Annotated in this window: 24 protein-coding genes; 7 read left to right on the forward strand and 17 right to left on the reverse strand. The window is 63.7% G+C overall.

The features are described from left to right. Positions 1-7: 7 nt before the first annotated feature. Positions 8-913 carry a decarboxylating 6-phosphogluconate dehydrogenase gene (gnd, locus tag M3N53_12660; GenBank protein ID MDP9069180.1) on the reverse strand — a complete coding sequence of 302 codons (906 nt, stop codon included), beginning with the start codon at positions 911-913 and terminating at the stop codon, positions 8-10. A gap of 23 nt (positions 914-936) precedes the next feature. Between gnd and M3N53_12665 the strand changes: the two genes are divergently transcribed. Further along, positions 937-1,143 (forward strand): heavy-metal-associated domain-containing protein, encoded by a 207-nt coding sequence (locus M3N53_12665; protein ID MDP9069181.1) that lies wholly within the window; start codon positions 937-939, stop codon positions 1,141-1,143. Between the two features lie 6 nt (positions 1,144-1,149). Here the strand turns inward: M3N53_12665 and M3N53_12670 are convergent, their stop codons facing one another. Both M3N53_12670 and M3N53_12675 read right to left on the reverse strand, forming a co-directional pair. Further along, positions 1,150-1,425 (reverse strand): hypothetical protein, encoded by a 276-nt coding sequence (locus tag M3N53_12670; GenBank protein MDP9069182.1) that lies wholly within the window; start codon positions 1,423-1,425, stop codon positions 1,150-1,152. Positions 1,426-1,558: 133 nt separating this feature from the next. Beyond that, on the reverse strand, positions 1,559-2,485 hold the full coding sequence (locus tag M3N53_12675) for a mechanosensitive ion channel family protein (GenBank protein MDP9069183.1): 927 nt from the start codon (positions 2,483-2,485) through the stop codon (positions 1,559-1,561). 251 nt (positions 2,486-2,736) lie between these two features. Here M3N53_12675 and M3N53_12680 point away from each other — a divergent pair, with 251 nt between their 5' ends. Further along, on the forward strand, positions 2,737-3,144 hold the full coding sequence (locus M3N53_12680) for a four-helix bundle copper-binding protein (protein MDP9069184.1): 408 nt from the start codon (positions 2,737-2,739) through the stop codon (positions 3,142-3,144). A 180-nt stretch (positions 3,145-3,324) separates the two neighbouring features. On the opposite strand, the gene M3N53_12685 is transcribed toward M3N53_12680, so the two are convergent. After that, complete coding sequence (locus tag M3N53_12685; protein ID MDP9069185.1) at positions 3,325-3,597, reverse strand: DUF3817 domain-containing protein; 273 nt, start codon at positions 3,595-3,597, stop codon at positions 3,325-3,327. Between the two features lie 199 nt (positions 3,598-3,796). Further along, complete coding sequence (locus tag M3N53_12690; GenBank protein ID MDP9069186.1) at positions 3,797-4,168, reverse strand: STAS domain-containing protein; 372 nt, start codon at positions 4,166-4,168, stop codon at positions 3,797-3,799. Positions 4,169-4,415: 247 nt separating this feature from the next. On the opposite strand from M3N53_12690, the gene M3N53_12695 reads away from it, so the two are divergent. Genes M3N53_12695 through M3N53_12705 form a run of 3 tightly spaced genes read left to right on the forward strand, consistent with a single transcriptional unit; the run spans position 4,416 to position 6,693 of the window. Continuing rightward, complete coding sequence (locus M3N53_12695) at positions 4,416-5,099, forward strand: Crp/Fnr family transcriptional regulator (protein ID MDP9069187.1); 684 nt, start codon at positions 4,416-4,418, stop codon at positions 5,097-5,099. 34 nt (positions 5,100-5,133) lie between these two features. Further along, positions 5,134-5,640, forward strand: coding sequence for a glycine zipper family protein (locus M3N53_12700; GenBank protein MDP9069188.1), 507 nt, complete (start codon positions 5,134-5,136; stop codon positions 5,638-5,640). A gap of 9 nt (positions 5,641-5,649) precedes the next feature. Beyond that, complete coding sequence (locus M3N53_12705; protein MDP9069189.1) at positions 5,650-6,693, forward strand: trypsin-like peptidase domain-containing protein; 1,044 nt, start codon at positions 5,650-5,652, stop codon at positions 6,691-6,693. Positions 6,694-7,247: 554 nt separating this feature from the next. Here the strand turns inward: M3N53_12705 and M3N53_12710 are convergent. Both M3N53_12710 and M3N53_12715 read right to left on the reverse strand, forming a co-directional pair. Further along, positions 7,248-7,673: a MarR family transcriptional regulator gene (locus M3N53_12710; protein ID MDP9069190.1), complete on the reverse strand. Its 426-nt coding sequence runs from the start codon at positions 7,671-7,673 to the stop codon at positions 7,248-7,250. A gap of 135 nt (positions 7,674-7,808) precedes the next feature. Then, positions 7,809-8,984: a cation:proton antiporter gene (locus M3N53_12715; GenBank protein MDP9069191.1), complete on the reverse strand. Its 1,176-nt coding sequence runs from the start codon at positions 8,982-8,984 to the stop codon at positions 7,809-7,811. Positions 8,985-9,257: 273 nt separating this feature from the next. Here M3N53_12715 and M3N53_12720 point away from each other — a divergent pair, with 273 nt between their 5' ends. Both M3N53_12720 and M3N53_12725 read left to right on the forward strand, forming a co-directional pair. Further along, entirely contained in the window at positions 9,258-9,710 is a 453-nt protein-coding gene (locus M3N53_12720) for a hypothetical protein (protein ID MDP9069192.1), read from the forward strand. A gap of 374 nt (positions 9,711-10,084) precedes the next feature. Beyond that, positions 10,085-11,431 carry a DUF2254 domain-containing protein gene (locus tag M3N53_12725; GenBank protein ID MDP9069193.1) on the forward strand — a complete coding sequence of 449 codons (1,347 nt, stop codon included), beginning with the start codon at positions 10,085-10,087 and terminating at the stop codon, positions 11,429-11,431. Positions 11,432-11,476: 45 nt separating this feature from the next. On the opposite strand, the gene M3N53_12730 is transcribed toward M3N53_12725, so the two are convergent. The 10 genes from M3N53_12730 to M3N53_12775 all read right to left on the reverse strand — a co-directional run bounded on the left by M3N53_12730 (position 11,477) and on the right by M3N53_12775 (position 19,709). Continuing rightward, entirely contained in the window at positions 11,477-12,079 is a 603-nt protein-coding gene (locus tag M3N53_12730) for a cation transporter (GenBank protein ID MDP9069194.1), read from the reverse strand. 98 nt (positions 12,080-12,177) lie between these two features. After that, positions 12,178-13,248, reverse strand: coding sequence for an NAD(P)/FAD-dependent oxidoreductase (locus tag M3N53_12735; GenBank protein MDP9069195.1), 1,071 nt, complete (start codon positions 13,246-13,248; stop codon positions 12,178-12,180). Next, positions 13,245-14,357 carry a permease gene (locus tag M3N53_12740; GenBank protein MDP9069196.1) on the reverse strand — a complete coding sequence of 371 codons (1,113 nt, stop codon included), beginning with the start codon at positions 14,355-14,357 and terminating at the stop codon, positions 13,245-13,247. The genes M3N53_12735 and M3N53_12740 overlap by 4 nt, the downstream gene beginning before the upstream one ends. A 16-nt stretch (positions 14,358-14,373) precedes the next feature. After that, entirely contained in the window at positions 14,374-14,616 is a 243-nt protein-coding gene (locus M3N53_12745; protein MDP9069197.1) for an SHOCT domain-containing protein, read from the reverse strand. Between the two features lie 5 nt (positions 14,617-14,621). Further along, a complete protein-coding gene (locus M3N53_12750; protein ID MDP9069198.1) occupies positions 14,622-14,810 on the reverse strand; it encodes a hypothetical protein in 189 nt (62 codons plus the stop codon). 37 nt (positions 14,811-14,847) lie between these two features. Beyond that, complete coding sequence (locus M3N53_12755; protein MDP9069199.1) at positions 14,848-15,801, reverse strand: hypothetical protein; 954 nt, start codon at positions 15,799-15,801, stop codon at positions 14,848-14,850. Beyond that, a complete protein-coding gene (locus tag M3N53_12760; GenBank protein MDP9069200.1) occupies positions 15,794-16,000 on the reverse strand; it encodes a hypothetical protein in 207 nt (68 codons plus the stop codon). The genes M3N53_12755 and M3N53_12760 overlap by 8 nt, the downstream gene beginning before the upstream one ends. A 49-nt stretch (positions 16,001-16,049) precedes the next feature. Next, positions 16,050-16,262: a cation transporter gene (locus tag M3N53_12765; GenBank protein MDP9069201.1), complete on the reverse strand. Its 213-nt coding sequence runs from the start codon at positions 16,260-16,262 to the stop codon at positions 16,050-16,052. After that, positions 16,259-17,545, reverse strand: coding sequence for a sulfite exporter TauE/SafE family protein (locus M3N53_12770; protein MDP9069202.1), 1,287 nt, complete (start codon positions 17,543-17,545; stop codon positions 16,259-16,261). The genes M3N53_12765 and M3N53_12770 overlap by 4 nt, the downstream gene beginning before the upstream one ends. Continuing rightward, positions 17,538-19,709: a heavy metal translocating P-type ATPase gene (locus M3N53_12775; GenBank protein ID MDP9069203.1), complete on the reverse strand. Its 2,172-nt coding sequence runs from the start codon at positions 19,707-19,709 to the stop codon at positions 17,538-17,540. The genes M3N53_12770 and M3N53_12775 overlap by 8 nt, the downstream gene beginning before the upstream one ends. Positions 19,710-19,791: the final 82 nt, after the last annotated feature.

The raw sequence follows: 19,791 nt of genomic DNA on the forward strand, positions 1-19,791 counted from the left end.
GTTTGCGTCACTGTTGTTCCGGTGGCCTGACCGCGTGGCCCCCGAACTCCTTCCGAAGCGCAGCAAGCACCTTCATCGAGAACGACTCCTCCTGGCGTGATGCGAACCGCGCGAAGAGCGCAGTCGCGAGAGCAGGCGCCGGCACTGCGCGGTCGATCGCCTCGCCCAGAGCCCATCTCCCCTCTCCGGAGTCCTCGACGTAGTCGGTCAGCCTTTCGAGCCGCGGATCGTCGGCCAGCGCTGAAGCCAGGAGGTCGAGGAGCCACGACCTGACGACGCTGCCGTGTCTCCACAGCTCCGCTATCTCCGGCAGATCCAGCTCGAAAGGGCTCGCCTTCATCAACTCGAAACCTTCGCCGTAAGCCTGCATGAGCCCGTACTCGATCCCGTTGTGAACCATCTTCACGAAGTGTCCGGCTCCCGGCGGCCCCACACGCGCGTAGCCGCCGTCGGGCGCCAGCGTCTCGAATAGGGGCTCCAGCCGCGCGAACTCCTCCGCGTCCGCCCCGACCATCAGGCAGTAGCCCTCTTCGAGGCCCCAGATGCCACCCGAGGTGCCCGCATCGACGAGCGAGAGGCCCTTGGCGAACAGCGACGAGGCGCGGGTGACCGTGTCGGTGTAGCGAGAGTTACCGCCGTCGATGATGATGTCGCCCGGTCTGAGGATGCGTGACAGACCGTCGATCGTCGCCTGTGTGGTCGCACCCGCGGGAACCATCACCCACACGACTCGAGGCGACTCGAGCTTGGAGACCATCTGGTCCATAGAGGAGGCCGCGACGGCGCCCTGCGCGGCAGCGCCCTCCACGGCTTGCGGGTTGACGTCGTACGCGACGACTTCATGTCCGCCGCGGAGGAGACGGAGGGTCATGTTCGCGCCCATCTTGCCGAGGCCGACCATCCCTATCCGCATGGTCCAGAGGTTAGCCTGGTGCTGTGAAAGAGAGGTTCAACGTCCCCGACGTGTCGTGTGGTCACTGCAGGGCCACGATCGAGAAAGCGCTCGAATCGGTGCCGGGGGTTTTGGGCGCGGCCGTCGACGTGGACCGAAAAGTGGTGGACGTCGAGTTCGACGACGCGGTGGTGGACCGGACGGGCGTGGTGCGGGCGATCGAGTCATCGGGCTACGTCGTCGCGGGCTGAGCTTGTCTAGCTCCCTTGCTGCTCCGCCAGCCTCCAGAACTCTTCGGCCATCTTCAGCTCCGGCTTCTCGGCGAGGTCGATCTGTATGCCGTCCATCAGCTGGAGGTGGAAACACATCTGATGCGCGCCGTGGAGCGCCGCGGCGACGCATTGGAACCGCTCTTGCTCGGGCATGTCGGGCCAGCGGCGGAATAGGACCTCCAGCCATCCCTTCGTGATCGCCAGCGCGTCCCTCAGGTCGTGCGAGTCGTCAACCGAGATCCTGCGCGGAGCTGCGTCCATGACCCGAAGCATTAGAGAAAGTCCGCGCGGCTCCTCCTACCCCGACGCTGTTTTTTGACTACGCCGCGCGCACGCTTTCTCTGCTTACGGTTGCAGTCGCCACGGACAGACGGCGCCGGCGCGGCAGACCGCGCTAACTAGTCGAGGAACCGCCGCTCTGTCTGATGGTCGCGTCGATCGTCTGAGAGGCGATCGTGATGCCCGCTTCGTCCAGCGCGTCCATCACCTTCCGCGTCACCTCGTCCTTGACCCGCCGCGAGGTGCGCACCGGAACGACGAAGCGGCCCGAGATCTCCATCCAGTTGTCTGTGGCGCGGACGAACACCCGGGGCTCCACCTCTGCTCGAGGCACGGGGTACCGCTCCTCCATATGACGCATCGCTTGCTCGGCCTCCGGCGTGTGGGTCGCTTCAATCTCTCGGCGGAGGACCTCTTCCGCTCGTCGCCAGTCATCCCGGTACGGGATCGGGAACGTGATCTCCTCCCAGATGAACTCGAAGACCGCGGAATAATTGAACACCGGCTCCGTGAAGGTCTTCTTGTTGGAGACCGACACGATGCGCCCTGTGTACTGACGTCCCTTCACCCAGTCACCGGGATCGCTGGGGCCGCTCAGTGCAGAGGACGAAGCCGTGCCCATCTCGAGGATCTTCGTGCGGAGCGGCGTGATGTCGATGACGTCGCCTCGTACGCCACCCATGTCGATCCGGTCACCCACGCGGAAGATGCGTCCAGACATGATGTTGAACCACCCCGCCAGTGCGCCGATCACCTCCTGCATCGCGAAGGCAACCCCCGCTGCCATCAGACCGAGAACCACCCCAGCCTGACCCGCAAACGCCCGCCACGTGACGCCGATGGCGACGACTGCGAGGAAGGCGAAGACGTATCTGCTGATCTTCCGCTTGTAGTAACGAGCGTAGGAGTCGTCCTCGTTACGTATCAGCAGCCGACCAACAACTGTCGATAGAAGAGCGGCGACGCCGATGATCGCTGCGGTCGTCGCGAGACGTCCCGCGGCGCTCTCGTTGTCGACGAGGAGCTCGATGAACTCGCTCATCGATCGAACATTCGGCACCCAGTCTGCATCACGTAGTTATATCGGCGTACGACGGCTTCATCGAAGCCTGATCCAGAGGAGGCGGCGCATCCCGGTTGACGCGGCCCTCGGAGGAGCGGTAGGCGGGCGGTCCGTCGTCATCGATCTCTTCAGTTCTGGCTCCTGGTTTGTGCTGAGTCTTCTTCAGCAACTATATCGGGGTACGATAGGCGGGTATGACGGACTGAACCTGACTCCGAAAGGGGAAGCGAATGTCGACCACCGCGGCAGACATGCTGCAAACCCGTCCCTGGCCGGGCCACGTCGATCGGGACGTGCTGGCGAGATGCATCGATGCTTGCTACAGCTGCTCGCGTACGTGTACTAGTTGCGCCGATGCGTGCCTCTCGGAAGAGATGGTGGCGGAGCTCCGGAAGTGCATCCGGCTCAACCTCGACTGTGCCGACATCTGCGACGCGACGGGACGGGTTCTGACGCGCCAGACGGAGTACGACGCGCCCACCTCGAAGACGCAGCTGCAGGCGTGTCTGGAGATCTGTCGAGCGTGCGCTCAGGAGTGTGAGAGCCACATGGATCACCACGACCACTGCCGGATCTGCGCCGAGGAATGCCGGCGTTGTGCGGAAGCCTGCGAGGCACTTCTGTCGGCGATGAAGTGAGGATCCCAGCGGAGGGTGGATGAGGTGACCATGACCCTTCGGGTACTCCTTCGCTCGTTGAGCAGGCCGCTGTAACTGATAGCAGCCGAAGCCGGGAGGCCGATATTCATCCCACCGCCTGAAGCGCGCTGCCCCTCCTGCGACGTGCTGGCTCCGTCGACGGTTAATAGGCGCGGTGGGTTAGGACGTTTTCGTTCCTGCAGGATTCGTTCCTGCAGGAGTGGCTTTCACGTGGCGCAGTCTCTCGAGAACCACGATGGCACCGACCGGCCCGGTGAGGATCGCTAGCGCGACGAACCCCCATGACCAATCGAATACCTCCCTGTCCGTCACGACCAGGGCTGCGTAGGCCAGGAACAACAGCCCATGGATCATCCCGAGGATGGAGACACCCATCTCGTTGCCGGTGATCATCATCACCAACAGCCCGAGGAAAGAGACCGTCTCGAGCACCGAGACCCAACGAAGACGCCTCGCGGCGACGCTTAGATCAGCGCGGTGGTTCAGGTGCTGCCCGCGGATCCGACGATGTCCATCAATCGACTGTCCCCCAAGGGCTTGAGCGCGAAACCCATCTTCGTATCCGGATACAAGCAGCTTTACACATAGAGAAAACACGTTTTCTGTGGCTACGACCGGCTCTGGGGAATCATCAACGTGGAGTGGCTGCACCCGTCAGGAACGAGTGCGGCGACGGCCGTGCCGGACCGCGGGGGCCCGTCCAGGGCACCAGCTCGTCGCCGCACAAAGCTGCTGCGATGCGACGGGAGCGCTCGTTGAGCTGGAGCTTCATCTGCGCCCGTCGGAGCCGCGCCTGAGCCGCAACGGTTAAAAGTGCATTCACTCCCGACGCCGTGAGTTTCGCGACCTTCCGGCAGTCCAGGTGAAGCGTGCGGGGGCGCGTCTCAAGCACCATCTCAGCGGCATCCTGGAGCCTAGATGCGGTTGCCGCATCGAGATCTCCCTCAATGATGACGTACGACGTCGGTCCCCGGTGCCAGATCGTGATGCTGAGAGATTCCATCTGGGCCTCCATTGCGCAGAATCCACTCCGATCGCAGGTGTAGCCCGCCACGGGTTTGGGCAAGAAACAACGAGTATCGTAACACGATAGGATGTTGCTCATGAAGACCAAGGTCAGAGACGGCAGTAGAGCTCGGAGGTTGGCGACATACGGAATCCCGCCCGGTCGCCGACTCCCGCGCCCAGGCCCAGCCTCCGTCGCGCGTGCGCTGACGGCAGATAGCTCGCTTGCTGTATCACCAGTGGATGTGGCGCAACTGACGCAGGCGATGCACGCGGTGGAGCTGGAACCTGGGACGGTTCTGTACGAGGCAGGAAGAGTGCCGACCGGGATCTGGATGATCCGCTCAGGGTGTATCGAGATCTCTGATCGAACCAGCGGAAGGCGCAGGGTCGCTGCTCTGTTGCGTGAAGGAGACATAGCCGGTGATCTGTATGTCCTCACGAACACCCAGTCGCCGCTGACGGCGCGCTGCTTAGAGAGAGCCGAGGTTTGGTTCTTACCCGCGGATTCTTACCGGCGAGTGGTGACGACCTGTCCATCACTGACGCTGGCCTGGCTCTGCAGTCTCGCGTCGAGGTTGTGTGACAGTCGCACGCGGATCCTGGAGATCCTGGGTGGGACGCTCGAGCAGCGGCTAGCGCGATTACTGCTCGAGGAGAGCGTTGACGGAGTCCTCCGGCTGCCGCAACAAACGGCAGCGCAGATGCTGGGAGTGCAGCGGACCTCGTTGAACAAGACGCTGAAACGCTTGGCATGCGACGGCCTGGTCACGATTGGCTACGGCAGCGTCCGGCTACACGATCTGCCCCGGCTCCGCCTCCTCGCGGAGGGCTCCAACGTCGTTCGGCGGAGTCCCGTCGGCGCCCAGGACGTCGCACAACGTGCGCTTGTCGACACTTCGCAGTCTCTGTCGGACCTGGGTGGGTAACGCGATCGCAGCGGATCCAGACGAGGAGGACACTATGTGGAACAGGTCGACGGTAGAGCGCGAGCAGAGCTCGTCCGATACTCGCGTTGTTGCATCGTTTCCAAGCTATGACCGCGCCCAGCGCGCCGTCGACGCACTCGCCGACGAGCGGTTCCCGGTCGAGCACCTGTCGATCGTGGCGCACGACGTCCGAGTCGTAGAGCAGGTGACAGGACGACGCGGCTACGTCAGCTCGTTGATGCAAGGGCTGTCCAGCGGCGCTCTGGTCGGTGCCGCGATCGGCTTCCTTCTCGGGTTCTTCAGTCTCGTAGATCCTCTAGCTTCCGCGATCGTCGTCGCCATCTGGGGCGCCGTATTCGGAGCGATCTCGGGAGCGGTCGTAGGTTTGTTCACGTATGCCTTGAGCGGGGGGCATCGCGACTTTTCGTCTACCAGCAGCGTTAAGGCGGCTCGCTTCGACGTCGTGGCAGAGGAGCGGGTGGCAGATGAGGCACAGCGTCGCCTCGAGCGGGCTCACCTGATCCAGCTTCCGGCGCGGTAGCAGCGCCGCATGGGCGCATCGGTATTGAGCTCGCTACGCGCACCTGTCGCAGCCCTAGCGGCTGCGCTTCTGGCGCTCGGTGGCTGCACCAGCGGGACCGCTGGTAGCCAACCTGAATCGGTCGCGCGGGCCGCGGAGGCTGGACCTGACGGTGTATTTGCCACCATCCCGGACCTTGTCGACACCGTTTCCCCGTCCGTCGTCGCGATCCTCACCGAGGACGGCCAGGGAAGCGGAGTCATCTGGGGAGAAGACGGAACGATCGTCACGAACGAGCATGTGGTCGGGAGCGCTGAGACCGTCACGGTTGCCTTCGCCGACGGGCACCGACAGGAGGCTGATGTCGTCGCTGCGGATGAAGTCGTCGATCTCGCCGTCGTAAAGACCGAAAGGAGCGAGCTTCCCGCGGCCGTTTTTGAAGAAGATCTCCCAGAGGTAGGTGAACTCGCGGTGGCGATCGGGACGCCGCTTGGGTTCGAGAACACCGTCACGGCTGGCGTCATCTCCGGCTTACAACGGGCGATTCCGGGATCCGCAGCGGAGACACAGTCGCTGGTCGACTTGATCCAAACCGATGCCGCGATCTCTCCAGGAAACTCCGGTGGACCTCTCGTCAACGCCGACGCCGAAGTCGTGGGGATCAACGTCGCCTACATCCCACCGCAGGCGTCGGCGGTATCCATCGGATTCGCTATCCCGAGTGCAACGGTTCTAGAGGTGGTGGAGGACCTGATTGCCGACGGAGAGACGGAGCACCCCTTCTTCGGTATCTCACCCGCAGCGGTGACCGAGGAGATGTCGGCGCAGCTACAAGTCCCGACGGACGAGGGCGTAGTCGTTCTGGACGTGGTTCCGAACGGTCCCGCAGATGAGGCGGATATCGAGCCGGGCGACGTGATCGTGTCGCTGGATGGCATCCCCATCGCGACTCCTGAGGACTTCGTCTCCTTCCTGCGGAGACGCGAACCCGGGGACGAGGTGACGGCGGTGGTCGTGACGCGGAACGGGCGTTCGGTCACGCGGATCGAACTGGAAGAAAGACCTGGAGCCTAAGAACAGCGAGAGGGGGGCTTACCGTCATCTCAGGCGGCGGTTCAAGATCGGCGTCAGTTCGCTTCTTCCCGTGGTGACTCAAGTGTGCCGGGCTTGAAATCTCGCTCCTTCTCTGGATCGAAGCGGGTCTCTCCGTCACCACATGCCGCACTGAGTAGCGATAAGGCCGCTACGGCTGCCGCGGCCCCGCCGCGGATTCGCGCGGGTTGCGTAAGGAACGATCGTGCCCCGGGACGCATCAACTCTCCTTCTCCTGTACACAGCGGACAGTGGCAGTGTGCCCACACGAACCCGGGCTCGACAACAGAATGTCTGGAAGCCGACACTTCACGAGTACGTGCTGGCGAGTCGACGAGTTAGCCGCTTCAGCATCGGAATCATGGTCGACGACGAGGGAATGAGCATCTCTGAGATCGCTCGCGAGCGAAACCTCAGCCGACAGCTGATCTCGCGCCTTTACGGGGAGTGGCACGCACCGGTGAAGGCGCGGATGAATACTCGGCGGGAAACTACGCGGCTCTAGCGTGGGCGAGCCGTCGCGCAACCTGAGCGGGTCAACGAGCTCCGCGTTCGATGGCTTGCCAGACATCTTGGAACGCAGGCCCCAAACGACCAATCTCAGACAGGTTCGCTGCGCTGATCCGCTCGAGCTTTGACACCCCCTTACGCGTGAGCTTCAGACGAACCACCCGTTGGTCCTCCGGGTCTGCACGACGTTCGACCAGGCCGGCGGCCTCTGCCCGGTCGATCAGCTCTACCGCGCTGTGATGCTTGATCAGAAGACAGTCGGCGATGTCACCGATGCTTGGGCCGCCCTTGTTGCGGCTTCCACGGATGGCCAGCAGGAGTTGATGCTGTGTTGGCGTAAGACCTACCTTCCCCGCTTGCGTCTTGCTGTACTTGAGGAACTTCCTGATCGCGGTGCGGAACTCGAGCAGACGCCAGTAATCGTCGTCATCGAGCTTCACTGCTGTCGGCATCTTCTCCACCTATTCTCCCCCGAGCACAGGATAAGTGAGAGGTTCCGTCTGCCTCTGGCGCTCATCAGATAGTCGTACGGCGATATACCCTTTGCGCCTCGCCGCAACCGCAAAACGGCATCATCCCCGATGGGATCAACTCTCCAGTGGCGCCACGTCTTCCAGGTCCGAGAACTGTCTGGCAACCACGACATCCGTCGAGGAGTGCAGCAGGATGGAGCCCGCCACGACTATCGCGATGAGGTGGAACATCTCGTCCGCGGTGGTCACACCTGAGCGGGCGACCAGTAAGCCGTACACGACAGAGGCAAACCCTTTCGGTCCGAACCAGGCCGCCGCCGCCCACTCCTTGGGCCGGATGCGCGCCCCCAAAAGCGCGATCCCGATAGATACCGGTCTTGCGAGCAGCAGAGTCAGCACTGCGAAGACGTACCCGGCGACACTGATCTCTGCGAGGAAAGCGGGCGAGATAAGAGCTGCGAACACGAGTATCGCTGCGAGCTTCAAGATCTCCGAGATCAGGTGTCCGAATTGTTGGAACGCTTTCGTGAAGGCGGGATTCACTGTTTCGACTGTCATTCCGGCGAAGAAAGCCGCCAGGAAGAGGTTTGCATGAGTGATGGAACTGATCGCGAAGACGGCGAGTCCTATAGCGACCGGAAGCAGTGCAGCGAGTCCTGGCTCGGGTGAGAGGTATCGCGTCTTCTCGAGCCGGAGAGCTATCCATGGGACCGCGATGCCCACCACGATGCCGTAGACCAGCTCCAAAACGAGCTCTATTGCGTCCACGGGTTCTCTGTCCAACAGTGCGAGCAGCACGATCACGACCGGCAGCGCCAATCCGTCGTTCAAGCCGCTCTCGACGTTCAGTAGGTGGCGAAGGCGTTTGGGGACTCCGGTGCGGCCAACGATCGCCGCCGCGAACACGGGGTCCGTGGGGCTCAGAACAGCTCCTATCAGGAAAGACTCGAGCCAACCGAGGCCGGCGATGAGATGCGCCAGCAAGGCCGTGACTACGAGCGTCAGTGGCATCCCGAAGAAGAGAGCTCGACCAGGAAGCCGCCACGCAGAAGCGAGATCTCGAATCCCGACCCGCATCCCGTCTGTGAACAGAACCGCGAAAAGAGCGACCTCTGCCAGCTGGCGAACGGCTGGTGCGTCGGGCGTGACATCGATGAGGTCGGTCACTCCGGTACCTGCGACAAAACCTGCTACCAAGAAGACAACTGCGGTGGAGAGCACGCTGCGGTGCGCGAGCTCTGACACCAACACGGCCACCAAGAGGACCAGGGCGAAGACCAGAAGGCCCATTAGCTATGACGGGTATCGTCCGGCCGTACGGGTCGATGTCGAACCGCTTCAAGAGAGGCCGAGGCTTCGTTGCGGTTGGGCGACAGGCATAGTGGCGGCATATTCGGGTAAGCGTATCGTGCACCGATATGCATTCCGTCGCGAGCGGGAGGGGGCTGAAGTGGTGCGCGTCCTACCGGAACGGGGGAGCTGCCGTATGTCGCTGTTGGCCGTCGTGGTCGGCGTCGCAGCCCGAGCACTGTCACTAGATGTGACGGATCCGAAGGAGGATTTGTGAACGGAATCGCAACGCTCGCGGGTTCGATCGGGAGAGGGTTGTTCGCCGGCGCGTTCGGCACCGTAGTCATGACCCTGTCGAGCACGATCGAGATGAAACTAAGGGGCCGCGAGGGTAGCTCGGCTCCGGCGGACGCGGCGGGAAAGCTGCTTGGCGTGGAGCCAACGGACGACGACGCCAAGGAACGGTTCTCGACGATGGTGCACTTCGGTTATGGCACCGGCTGGGGAGCGGCACGCGGAGTGATCGGTTATGCGGGACTTGCCGGTCCAGCAGCAGCAGCCGCTCATCTCGCTGCAGTGTGGGGAACGGAGCTGGTCATGCTTCCCGCGCTGAATGTTGCTCCTCCGGCGACGAAGTGGGGCTCCAAGGAGGTCAGCATCGACTGGTTCCACCACGCGGTGTACGCGATCGCGACCTCGGTCGCATACGAGTGGCTGGACCGGTGAGGATCTCGCCTGCCGACTTCGCCCCTGCACCGACGTCACCCATCTCGGCTACGGCTGTTGACGACGCGGCGGCGGGCGTCTACGACGTACCTGCCCAACCACGCGACGGCAGTGGAGTCCGCGACAGCCTGGTTCGGCGTCCGCACCGAGGATGAACCACGCTTGCTTCGGGCTCCTCGTGCCAAGGCGATCCGCGGCCCGGGAGCGGTCGGCGTCCGCGCTTGTCCACAAGCGCATCCAGCCTCAGGCTGCCTCTGTTGAGGTCTTTGCTGCTCCTGTCCTAGCGTCGATGTCTTCGTTGTTGTAGGTGACACCAACCGGGGCGAACGGTTGGGGTAGGAAGGCGAACATGACACCGGACAGGGGTGGCGGGCGTGGCTAGGCCGAGGCTGAAGGCTGCCGCGGCCGTCGAGCGTTTGCGTGAGTCGTTGTGGCTGATCCCTGGATTGATGGTGGCCGCTGCGGCGGGGCTCGCCGCTCTGCTGGCGACAAAAGAGGCGCCGGCGCCGAACCTTCCGCTGCGCGGTTTGCTCCTTCCCGTGTCGGCGGAGGCGGCAGTGCCCGTTCTTCAGGTAGTAGGTGCCTCGGTAATCACGGTCACATCGGTCGTGTTCTCGCTGACGGTCGTCGCCTTGCAGATCACTGCTGGTAACTATTCGCCTCGCGCGTTGAGGAGCTTCCTGCGCGACCTGGGAACGCAGATCGTGTTGGGCACCTTCCTAGCGACCTTTGTTTACAGCTACCTCGTGCTGCAGAACATCCAGTCTGCGTCGGGACGTGGTGGAGCTGATTGGGCGCCGCAGCTCGCGTTCCTGGCGGTCCCGGGGTTCGTATCGGCCAGCCTGATCGCGTTCGTGTTCTTCATCCACCATGTGACACAGGCCGTGCGTGTGGACTTCATCCTGGATGAGGTTCTGGACGAGAACCTCGCCACCGTCCGGACGGTTCATCGTGAGCAGGCGGGCCCGGAGAACGAGGAAAAGGCGCGGGATGTGATTCCGGACGGCGCGGTCGAGGTGAAGTCACCCAAGAGCGGCTTCGTCCAAAGCTTTGGGCCGCAGAGCCTCTTGCGACTGCTGGAGGAGCGCGATCTGGTCGTCGCGTTTCGTCCGTCGGTGGGCGATCACGTGCTGGAAGGTGCCGCAGTAGCGTGGATGTGGCAACGTTCCGGCTCCGCGGAGGGGGATGAGACTGTCGCCGATGCGGTCCGCGATTCTGTGCAGATCGGACGCGAGCGCAGCATGGATCAAGACGTGGCCTTCGGGATCCGGCAGCTCGTCGACATCGCTGTTCGTGCTCTGTCGCCCGGGGTGAACGACCCGAACACCGCGGTTTCCACGATTCACCACCTCACGGTGGTCTACCGAGAGCTCTTGACTCGCCGGCTGGGCTCTAGAACCGTGACCGACGATGACGGTGTCGACCGGGTGATGCTCCCGTACGCGACGCTCCGGGAGTACCTGGCGATCATGGTTCAGCAGGTGGGGCACTACGGCCGCGGCGACGTGATGGTCGTACTGAGGCTGTTGCGTGCGCTCGGGGAGCTGAAGTCGCTGGCACCTCCTCACCACCACGAGGCGCTGGACGTCAGCATCGATGAGGTTCTACACGAGGCTGAGCAGGGGCTGGATGTGGCGTCGGATCTGCAACGCGCGCGAGACGCTGCTACCGACGCAAAGGAGCAGACCTTCGGCTTCAGGGACTACACAGCGGCTGGTTAGCCGACAGCGCTGCTTCACGCCCAGTTCGACTCGCCTTCGGACGCCTCAGTCCTTGTCGTAGTTGCCGGACCATGCCTCGAGTCCTTCTCGAAGCGCTAGGCCTGCGATCCCTAGCGCCGCGACCGGGTCGGCCCACCACCACCCCACGGTGGCATTGAGGATCAGGCCGCCGAGCAGGATCACCGAGAGCCATGAGCATAGGAAGGTCTCCGCAGCGTCGGCGCGGAGTACGGCGCTCCCCATCTTGTCAGCCACCCGCTTCTTCGCGAATCCGAGCGTTGGCATGACGATGATCGAAGCCGTCGCGACGACGATGCCGATCACAGAGGTCTCCGGATGCGCGCGGCTAGCCAGATCACGGACCGACTCGAACACCACGTAGGCCGCAAGGATGAAGAAGGTGATGGCGATGAAGCTCAGGGCACGTTGCTCCCGCTCCTCGTTCTCTGCACCTCGTAGCTGCCAGATCACCACTGATGCTGCGACACCCTCGATCGAGGAGTCGAAGCCGAATCCCACCAGCGCTATGGAGCCGGCGACGACGCCCGCGCCGATCGCTACGACGGCTTCGATGACGTTCCAGGTGATGGTGAAGTACTCCAGGCGAAGAGCTCTCTTATGGAGCCGCTGCTCCACGGCTACAGCCATATCGGCCCCCTGTGATGGTTCTCCCTCATGCACCCACCGTGCAAGGTCAGCCGGAACTCTGTCAACGATGCTGGGGAATCGCAGGCCGCCGACCAGGTTCAGCCGCCAGAATCCTTCGGCTTCCTCAGAGCTATGTGGTCGGCGAGGATCGCCGCGTCCTTGCCGACCCAGCCAATGAGCGCAGAACCTGTGACGCGCTGCCATGGCACGCCCAGAAAGTAAAGCCCGGGCAACGCAGTGATTCCGGCTTCCTGCGCAGGGTGGCCCGCGTGATCGAAAACCGGCAGATCCACCCACGAGAATTCGGATCTGAACCCGGTACACCAGACAACCGCAGCCGGCCGCTCCTGATGACCGCCCTCGAACGTAATCGTGGCACCAGCGGCGCCGATTGCCCTGCCGACCACCCGAACGCCTTTGCGTCGCAACGAGCGGAATGTCGCGGCGACGACAGGTTCATGGCGACGTACCCAACGCACCCTTGGAGCCTCGGCCGGAACGCTGAGTACGCTCATCTTGTCGAGCCAGTAGAAGATGTCTCGGCCAAGCAGGCGTTGCGGCAACCGCAGCCGCCAGGCTCCTCGCGACACAATTACACGGCGGCCCGATTCTGCGAGCTCTTGCGCGATCTGGCGGCCGGAATCACCGCTACCTATGACGGCGACTGTGCCTTGCGGGAGCTGATCGGGACGCTGATAACGACCACTGTGAAGCTGGAGCATCTCGTGGCTGAGTTCAGCCGCGAACGGCGGCTCCACGGGCACGTGCCGCCCGCCGACAGCGATGACGACGCTTCTCGCGTCATAGCTACACCGGCGGGTAGTGACGCTGTAACCGTCGCCACTAGCCCCGACCCGCTCGACGCGTTCGTTCAGACGGGTCGGTAGCTCATAGCGCCTCGCGTAGTCGCGCAGATAGTCCGCGACTTCATCCTTGGTCGGATAGCGATCCGGATCGCCCAGAAACGGCGAACCCGGCAGCGAGCTGTATCGGGCAGAGGTAAACAGCCTCAGCGAATCCCAGCGGTGGCGCCAGACGTGTCCGATGTCAGGTGCCGCATCGAGAAGCACGAAATCGATTCCCAAACGCTTGAGGTGGTAGCCGATGGCGAGGCCAGACTGACCCGCTCCGACGACGAGCACTTCATACTGATTCGGCTGCGTCGTCACGCCGTCGCTGGTGATGATGCGTGCGATTCGGGTGTGTGCCGGCGTGACACCGAGACGAGGCCGAGCGAGATCGCTACAGCGAACAGATTTAGGAACAACGTGTAGTCGACGCCGAACGCGGCTAGCTCCTTGAGATTTTTCGCCGATTCGGGAAGGAGACCCACCAGTGCGAACAGAGCGTGGATCGCGACACCCGTCGCAGTGGCGGCAATAGCGAAAACGAATCCCAGGTAGAGGGCGAAGCGCCACCCGTAGTAGTTCGCGTTGATCTTGAGCGACGGCGGAACCAGGAAGTCGGAGTAGAGGAAAGCCATGATGCCGCCGAACACGACGCCGTTCTGGAACAGGATCGCGGCGAGGGGGCCGTTGCCCATCGAACCGATGAAGGTGAGGAACGCGAGGAGCGGCGCGAGGAGCGCATGGAGCGGCACGAGTAACCACGGTGCCATATCCGTCGGGAAGATCGCCTTGAAGAAGGACGCAGGGACCAGGGCCGCGATGACTCCGGCGATCGTGAAGCCGATCAATAGCTCCTTCCACACCATCCCCCACTCCATCACGTAGGCGCGTCCCACCCGCTGCCATGCTGGCGCGGTCGTCAGCCGCTCGCGCCAGTTGTCCGGCAGATCATCAGAGGCCTCGTCTTGGTCTGCCGTCATCTCTTGAGCGCGCTCCAGTGCCTGCTGAGAGAGCGCATCGGGTCTCGTTACGCGAACGAGGGCTGCCATTACCGCGACGATGATCGGCGCGCCCAGAAAGAGAGAAACCGCGAATTGCCATCCGAGGAAGATGAACGCCAGAGCCGCAACCTCGATCGCCAGGTTCGTGGACGCAAACATGAATGCCAGAGCGGCGATCAGGTGTGCGCCCTTCGCCCAGATGCTGCGCGTAGCGGACAGCGCCGCGAACGAACACGACGACGAGGCGAACCCGAGCAACATCGCGAGTCCGATCTTCTTAGGCTTCGCGTCCCCTAGGTATTTGGCAGCCTCACCGCGCGAAAGGAACACCTGGATCGAAGCGGACACCGCATAACCGAGTGCGAGCGCCCAGAAGGCGCGCCAGAACAGGCCCGCGCCGGTTGTCAATGCTTCCCAAACGGCATCCACTAGACCACTCGCGTCGTCAGCCGCCGGTCTCTACGAGATCGCGTCTTCGGGAGGCGAACTCCTCTTGATCGATCTCGCCGCGCGCGTAGCGATCCTCCAGCAGCGAAAGCGCTCCGCTGCTCCCGGAGCTTCGGCCTCCGAAGCGATCCCACAGCGCCCGTACCACCAGGACGCCAACGACCGTCAACACCGCGAGCACGACGACGGGTAGAACCATCATCCACCACATGCCGCCGCTCATGTCACAGGCACACTCCATCTCTGTCACCTCCTGTCATCGTTGATGGCCCACATGACGCCGACGATGGCGACAAGCGCGCCGCCGAGCTGCGCATACACATGGTGTGGGTCAAACGGCAGGAACTCGAAGCCGATCCGCGCCCCGAGGTTGCCGCCGACGAAGAGCACGAGCGGCCTATCGCTGTGACCGTCCAGCCAAGACGCGTCTGCCACTGGGGTTTAGTCGTTTGGCGCCCGCGTGCGTCGGAACTCATAGCTGCTCCCACGTCTGGGAATCGTCAGTGCTGATCCAGACGCGCGCCTCCAGGTCTTCGTGGACCGCCGCATACAGCGTCTCTGGGTCGTCTGGAGAGAACTCGATCATCGACGCACCGGCGGGGATCTCGACGGCATCCCAGGTCGCGCCGCCGTCGGTGGACCGCTGCGCCGCTCCGGTCGAGACGACGATGATGTCGGCGGTATCGGTCGGATCCCACGTCACCCACGCCGCTCCCTGGAGTCCGCCGAGCGCATCCCACGTCTTGCCGCCGTCGGTGCTCTCGGCCGCGCCCGCCCGCATGTCGGGGGCGACTATGTGGTCTGGGTCGTCGGGGTCGACCAGGATCTTGCCCATGAAGGCTCCGCCGACCTGCTCGTTGCGGACCTCCCACGTGTTCCCACCGTCTGTCGACGCCATGAACCCTGCGCCCGGTGACGCGGCGTAGACGACACCGTCTCCCGCACCGAGCGCATGGATGTCGGTGTTTGGCAAGCCGTCGTTGCGCATCTCGAACGTCTTGCCGTTGTCGGTCGACACCGACAGCCCGGGATGGCCGCCGACGTAGATGGCGTCGTCGGTGAACGCCCACCCCATGGCGTCGGCACCATTGAGGCTCTCGATCACCTCCCACGTCTCGCCCCTGTCGGTCGATACGGACACGCCTTGGTGGCTGCCGATGAAGAGGCGCTTCGGGTCCTCGGGATCGACCACTAGCGAGTGAAGGTCGGCACCCACGACAGGTAGCGACTGCGGGCCCTCGGGGACTGCGGGTTCGCGCTGCAGTAACGCAAAGGCGGCGATCGCGACCAACGCGGCCATCACGAACCAACCCGTCGCGCCGACGCGCTGGTACCACGGCTGTGGGGCACCTCGTCTGCGGTTTGTCTGCGGACGGGACTTGCCCTTCGATCCGCTCGGGCGTGGCGGCGAGGCGGTCTTAGCCACGGGTCGCCTCCTCCGGCTTCGACTCCAGCACCTGTGCGGCGCGCAGGCGAGCGACCTCTACGCGCAAAGCCGCGACATCCTCCTTCGAGACTGCGTCGCCAGTGTTGTTGGCTTTTCGGTTCATGAACATCGGTACGAACATCACGACCATCATCGCTCCGCATGCGAGCGCGGGGACCGCAGCCCAGAGCCATTCCATAGTCATTCCCCCTTCATGTAGTCGTCTCTGGTGTGCTTGTTGACCGCCGCTAGCTCGGCACCGGCTCGTAACCCAGACGTCGGATCGCGTCCTGGATGACATCTAGGTTCGTGCGGGTCTCGTCGAACACGACCTCCGTAGCTTGTTTGCGATAGGAGGTCTTCGCCTCATTGACACCGTCGAGCTCCTCGAGCTCCTCGTCGATGTTCATCGCGCAGCTACCGCAGTGCATCCCTTTGATCGCGAGTCGTTGCTTGGTCAAGCAGTACCTCCTTTGTCATCGACCACTGCGATCGTTCCGCCGTACATCCCCATCGCACAGCTGTAACGGATCTCACCAGGTTCCTGGGGAGGAAGCTCGATCGTCTCTTCGCCACTGATCGGGTACAGCTGGTCTTGGAACACCAGCGACAACGTGCACCCGCCTCCGGCATCCACGAACGTGAGGCGCGCCGGCTTGCCGGCAGCGATGCTGACGAGGCCTGGCGAGTAACCGCCGGCGCCCGCCTCGATCCGGACTTCCTGTACGCCGTTGTTGCCCATGACAGCCGCCACGGCTTCGTCCGGCGCGAAGAGCGAGTCCTTCACCGACGCGAAGGTGACGGGCGAATCAGCCAAACGAAGACCACTCTCCAGCGTGAGTAGAGCGATCGCGGCGATAGCGACCGCGGCGAGCTTGGTGAAGCGACTCTGCATGATGTCGCCAAGCTTCGTCGCGAAGTATCCAAGCAAGAAGAACAGCGGCGCGGTCGCCATCGTGAACGTGAAAAGGATCGCCGCACCTAGTCCAGGGTTGGCCGAGTTGATCGCGAGGACCATCATCGCTTGCGTCACCCCGCACGGGAGCAACACCGTCATCGCGCCAAGGGTTGCGGGCGCGAAAGCGCTCCCGCTCTTTGCTTCCTTGCGGATCCTGCGCGTTATGAACGCTGGTGGCTGCAAGACAACATGCCGGAAGATCGGATGCACCCTTAACAGGTGAAGAGCGGTAGCGAGCATGAACAGAGCGGTGAATATCTGGAAGAACCCGCGCGTCACCGGGCTCGGTTGGATCAAGGTTCCAAGCGCCCCCAGACCCGCTCCCAACAGCGTGTACGAGATCGTCTTGGAGGCGAGGAACCACAGGACCGGTTTCCCGTCGTGGCGTGGGAACCCGGGTTCGTCGCTCTCGCCCGACACATAACGCTGTCGGACCTCATCGAAATCATCGCCCTCGCGCTGTGTCACTGCCGTCGCGAGAAGCCCGCCTTGGACGGCGAGACACGACAATCCGCCGGCCGTGATCCCGGTCACCGCCACCAGAACAAGGTTGACCCTTCCGGCATCCGAGGGCACCCCCGGAGAGAACAGCGCGCTGAGCACGACCAGCGCGGCGATGCCCACCAGGGAAGCTGCGACGACACGACGTTGCCTCTTCTCGCGCGCGGCCACGAGCTCGTCGAACCGCTTTGTCCGCGCGCGGCGCTCACGCCGTGCTGCGTCCAGCTCTGGCGACGACTGAGCCTTGAAACGCTGTTTGGGCGCTCTGCGCCTGGTCTTAGGCATGAGCGCTCACCGGTGCCGCGTCGAGGGAAAGTTGACCGCGACCGTTCTTTCCGAACCTGCGCAGTCGCAGCGAGTTCGTCACCACGCTGACCGACGAGAACGCCATCGCCGCGCCGGCGATGATCGGATTCAGAAGTCCGAGTGCGGCGAGCGGGATCGCAGCGGTGTTGTAACCGAAGGCCCACCCGAGGTTCTGGTAGATGGTGCGAAGCGTCTGGCGCGCCAGCTGGATAGAGGTCACCACCCCCTGCAGGTCGCCCGACATCAGCGTGATGTCCGACGACTCGATCGCCACGTCCGTGCCGGTCCCGATCGCGATGCCGAGGTCAGCCTGCACGAGCGCAGGCGCGTCGTTGATCCCGTCGCCGACCATGGCGACGACCTTGCCTTCGGCTTGCAGGCGCTTGATCTCCGTGACCTTGTCCTCGGGGAGGACCTCCGCCAGGACGCGCTGGATCCCGACCTCGGTCGCGATCGCTTCTGCGGTCCGGCCGTTGTCACCGGTGATCATGGCGACCTCTAATCCCATGTCGTGCATCTGCCTCACGACCTCGCGGGCGTTGTCCTTGAGGACGTCGGCGACGCCGAGCACACCGCGAACCGATCCGGCCCAGCCGGCGAACACAGCGGTGCGACCACTCTCCTCCAGCGCCAGCGCCGCTTGCTCCAGCAACTCAGGGAGCTCGAGTCCCTGCTCGTACATCAGCTTGCGACGACCGACGAAGACGACGTCGCCGTCGAGCTCCGCCCGCACACCGTGACCCGTAACCGACGAGAAGCCGCTGGGATCGTTCCAGCTCAAACCCCGCTCGCGAGCTCCCGCGACGATCGCTTGACCGATGGGGTGTTCTGAACCCGACTCGGCCGCTGCCGTCCTCTCGAGAAGCAGCTCGTCTTGGACTGCGTCGCCAGCCACGACGTCGGTGAGGGTCATGCGGCCCTGGGTGAGGGTTCCGGTCTTGTCCAACACGACCGTTTGGATGCGGCGCGAGCCTTCCAGCACCTCGCCGCCCTTGATGAGAACACCCATGTCTGCGCCGCGTCCCGTCCCGACCATGATCGCGGTCGGGGTGGCGAGACCAAGTGCGCAGGGACACGCGATGATCAAGACCGCGACCGCAGCGACGAGCCCCGCACGCGCATCACCTGTCGCAACGATCCATGCTGCGAACGTCAACACTGCGATCACAAGGACGACGGGGACGAAGATCCCAGAGATGCGATCCGCGAGGCGTTGAACCGGCGCCTTACTGCCCTGGGCTTCTTCGACCAGACGCACGATCTGTGAGAGCGCCGTGTCGCTCCCTACGGCTGTCGCAGTGACGGTCAGAACACCGTTGGAGTTCACCGTCGCCGCGGCGACCTGGTCGCCCTCCTTCTTCTCGACCGGCACCGACTCTCCCGTCAGCATCGACTCGTCGACAGCCGAGTAGCCGGTGATGACCTCCCCGTCGACCGGGATCTTCTCGCCCGGCCGGACGCGCACGACATCGCCGACCTGCACCTGCTCGACGGGGACCATCCGCTCCTCGCCATCGACGACAACGCGCGCCTCCTTGGCGCCGAGCTCGAGCAGCTTCTTGATCGCGCTCGAGGCGCGACCCTTGGCCCGGGCTTCGAAGTAGCGGCCCAGGATGATGAAGGCGACGATCAGAGCTGCCGTGTCGAAGTAGAGATCACCACCGGCGAAGAGCTCATACGTCGAGTAGAAGAAGGCGGCAAGGGTTCCTATCGCGATCAGCGTGTCCATGTTCGCCGTGAAGGTGCGCGCTCGTTCCAACGCTGTGCGGATGAACGGCCAGCCGGCGTAGAACTGAACCGGCACCGTGAGCGCGAAAGAGGTCCAGCGTGCCCACGGCTCATGCATCGCGAACAAGCTGAGCGCGAACACGATCAGCCCGAGAGGCCAGCTGATGAGCACCAATCGCCACCACAGCTTCTGGTCGCGATCGTGAAGCTCCTCGGCCTCGACGTCTTCGGCAGACGCGGGAGCCACGTGGTAGCCAACCTTCGCGACCGCCTCCTCGAGCTCGCCGACGCTTACCGACTGGGGTCGGTAGGTGACATAGGCGCGGTTCGCGGCGAAGTTGACGCGCGCTTCTTCCACGCCTGGGTGGCGTGACAGCGTCCGTTCGACGCGTGCTGCGCAGGATGCGCAGGTCATGCCCGAGACCGACAGCTCTATCTCGTCGCCGACACCCACATCGCGGCGGATGTCATCGTTAGCGACACGAGCCTTCTCCGCC

It is taken from the genome of Actinomycetota bacterium, assembly GCA_030776625.1.
In the GTDB taxonomy this organism is placed as follows: domain Bacteria; phylum Actinomycetota; class CADDZG01; order CADDZG01; family WHSQ01; genus MB1-2.

Excerpts from the sequence above, each read along its gene's own strand:
- gnd (MDP9069180.1), bottom strand. The coding sequence starts at position 913 with ATGCGGATAGGGATGGTCGGCCTCGGCAAGATGGGCGCGAACATGACC.
- M3N53_12770 (MDP9069202.1), bottom strand. The coding sequence starts at position 17,545 with ATGCCTAAGACCAGGCGCAGAGCGCCCAAACAGCGTTTCAAGGCTCAG.
- M3N53_12700 (MDP9069188.1), top strand. The coding sequence starts at position 5,134 with ATGTGGAACAGGTCGACGGTAGAGCGCGAGCAGAGCTCGTCCGATACT.
- M3N53_12675 (MDP9069183.1), bottom strand. The coding sequence starts at position 2,485 with ATGAGCGAGTTCATCGAGCTCCTCGTCGACAACGAGAGCGCCGCGGGA.
- M3N53_12775 (MDP9069203.1), bottom strand. The coding sequence starts at position 19,709 with ATGACCTGCGCATCCTGCGCAGCACGCGTCGAACGGACGCTGTCACGC.
- M3N53_12690 (MDP9069186.1), bottom strand. The coding sequence starts at position 4,168 with ATGGAATCTCTCAGCATCACGATCTGGCACCGGGGACCGACGTCGTAC.
- M3N53_12710 (MDP9069190.1), bottom strand. The coding sequence starts at position 7,673 with ATGCCGACAGCAGTGAAGCTCGATGACGACGATTACTGGCGTCTGCTC.
- M3N53_12715 (MDP9069191.1), bottom strand. The coding sequence starts at position 8,984 with ATGGGCCTTCTGGTCTTCGCCCTGGTCCTCTTGGTGGCCGTGTTGGTG.
- M3N53_12670 (MDP9069182.1), bottom strand. The coding sequence starts at position 1,425 with ATGGACGCAGCTCCGCGCAGGATCTCGGTTGACGACTCGCACGACCTG.
- M3N53_12705 (MDP9069189.1), top strand. The coding sequence starts at position 5,650 with ATGGGCGCATCGGTATTGAGCTCGCTACGCGCACCTGTCGCAGCCCTA.
- M3N53_12745 (MDP9069197.1), bottom strand. The coding sequence starts at position 14,616 with ATGGAGTGTGCCTGTGACATGAGCGGCGGCATGTGGTGGATGATGGTT.
- M3N53_12680 (MDP9069184.1), top strand. The coding sequence starts at position 2,737 with ATGTCGACCACCGCGGCAGACATGCTGCAAACCCGTCCCTGGCCGGGC.
- M3N53_12760 (MDP9069200.1), bottom strand. The coding sequence starts at position 16,000 with ATGGAATGGCTCTGGGCTGCGGTCCCCGCGCTCGCATGCGGAGCGATG.
- M3N53_12730 (MDP9069194.1), bottom strand. The coding sequence starts at position 12,079 with ATGGCTGTAGCCGTGGAGCAGCGGCTCCATAAGAGAGCTCTTCGCCTG.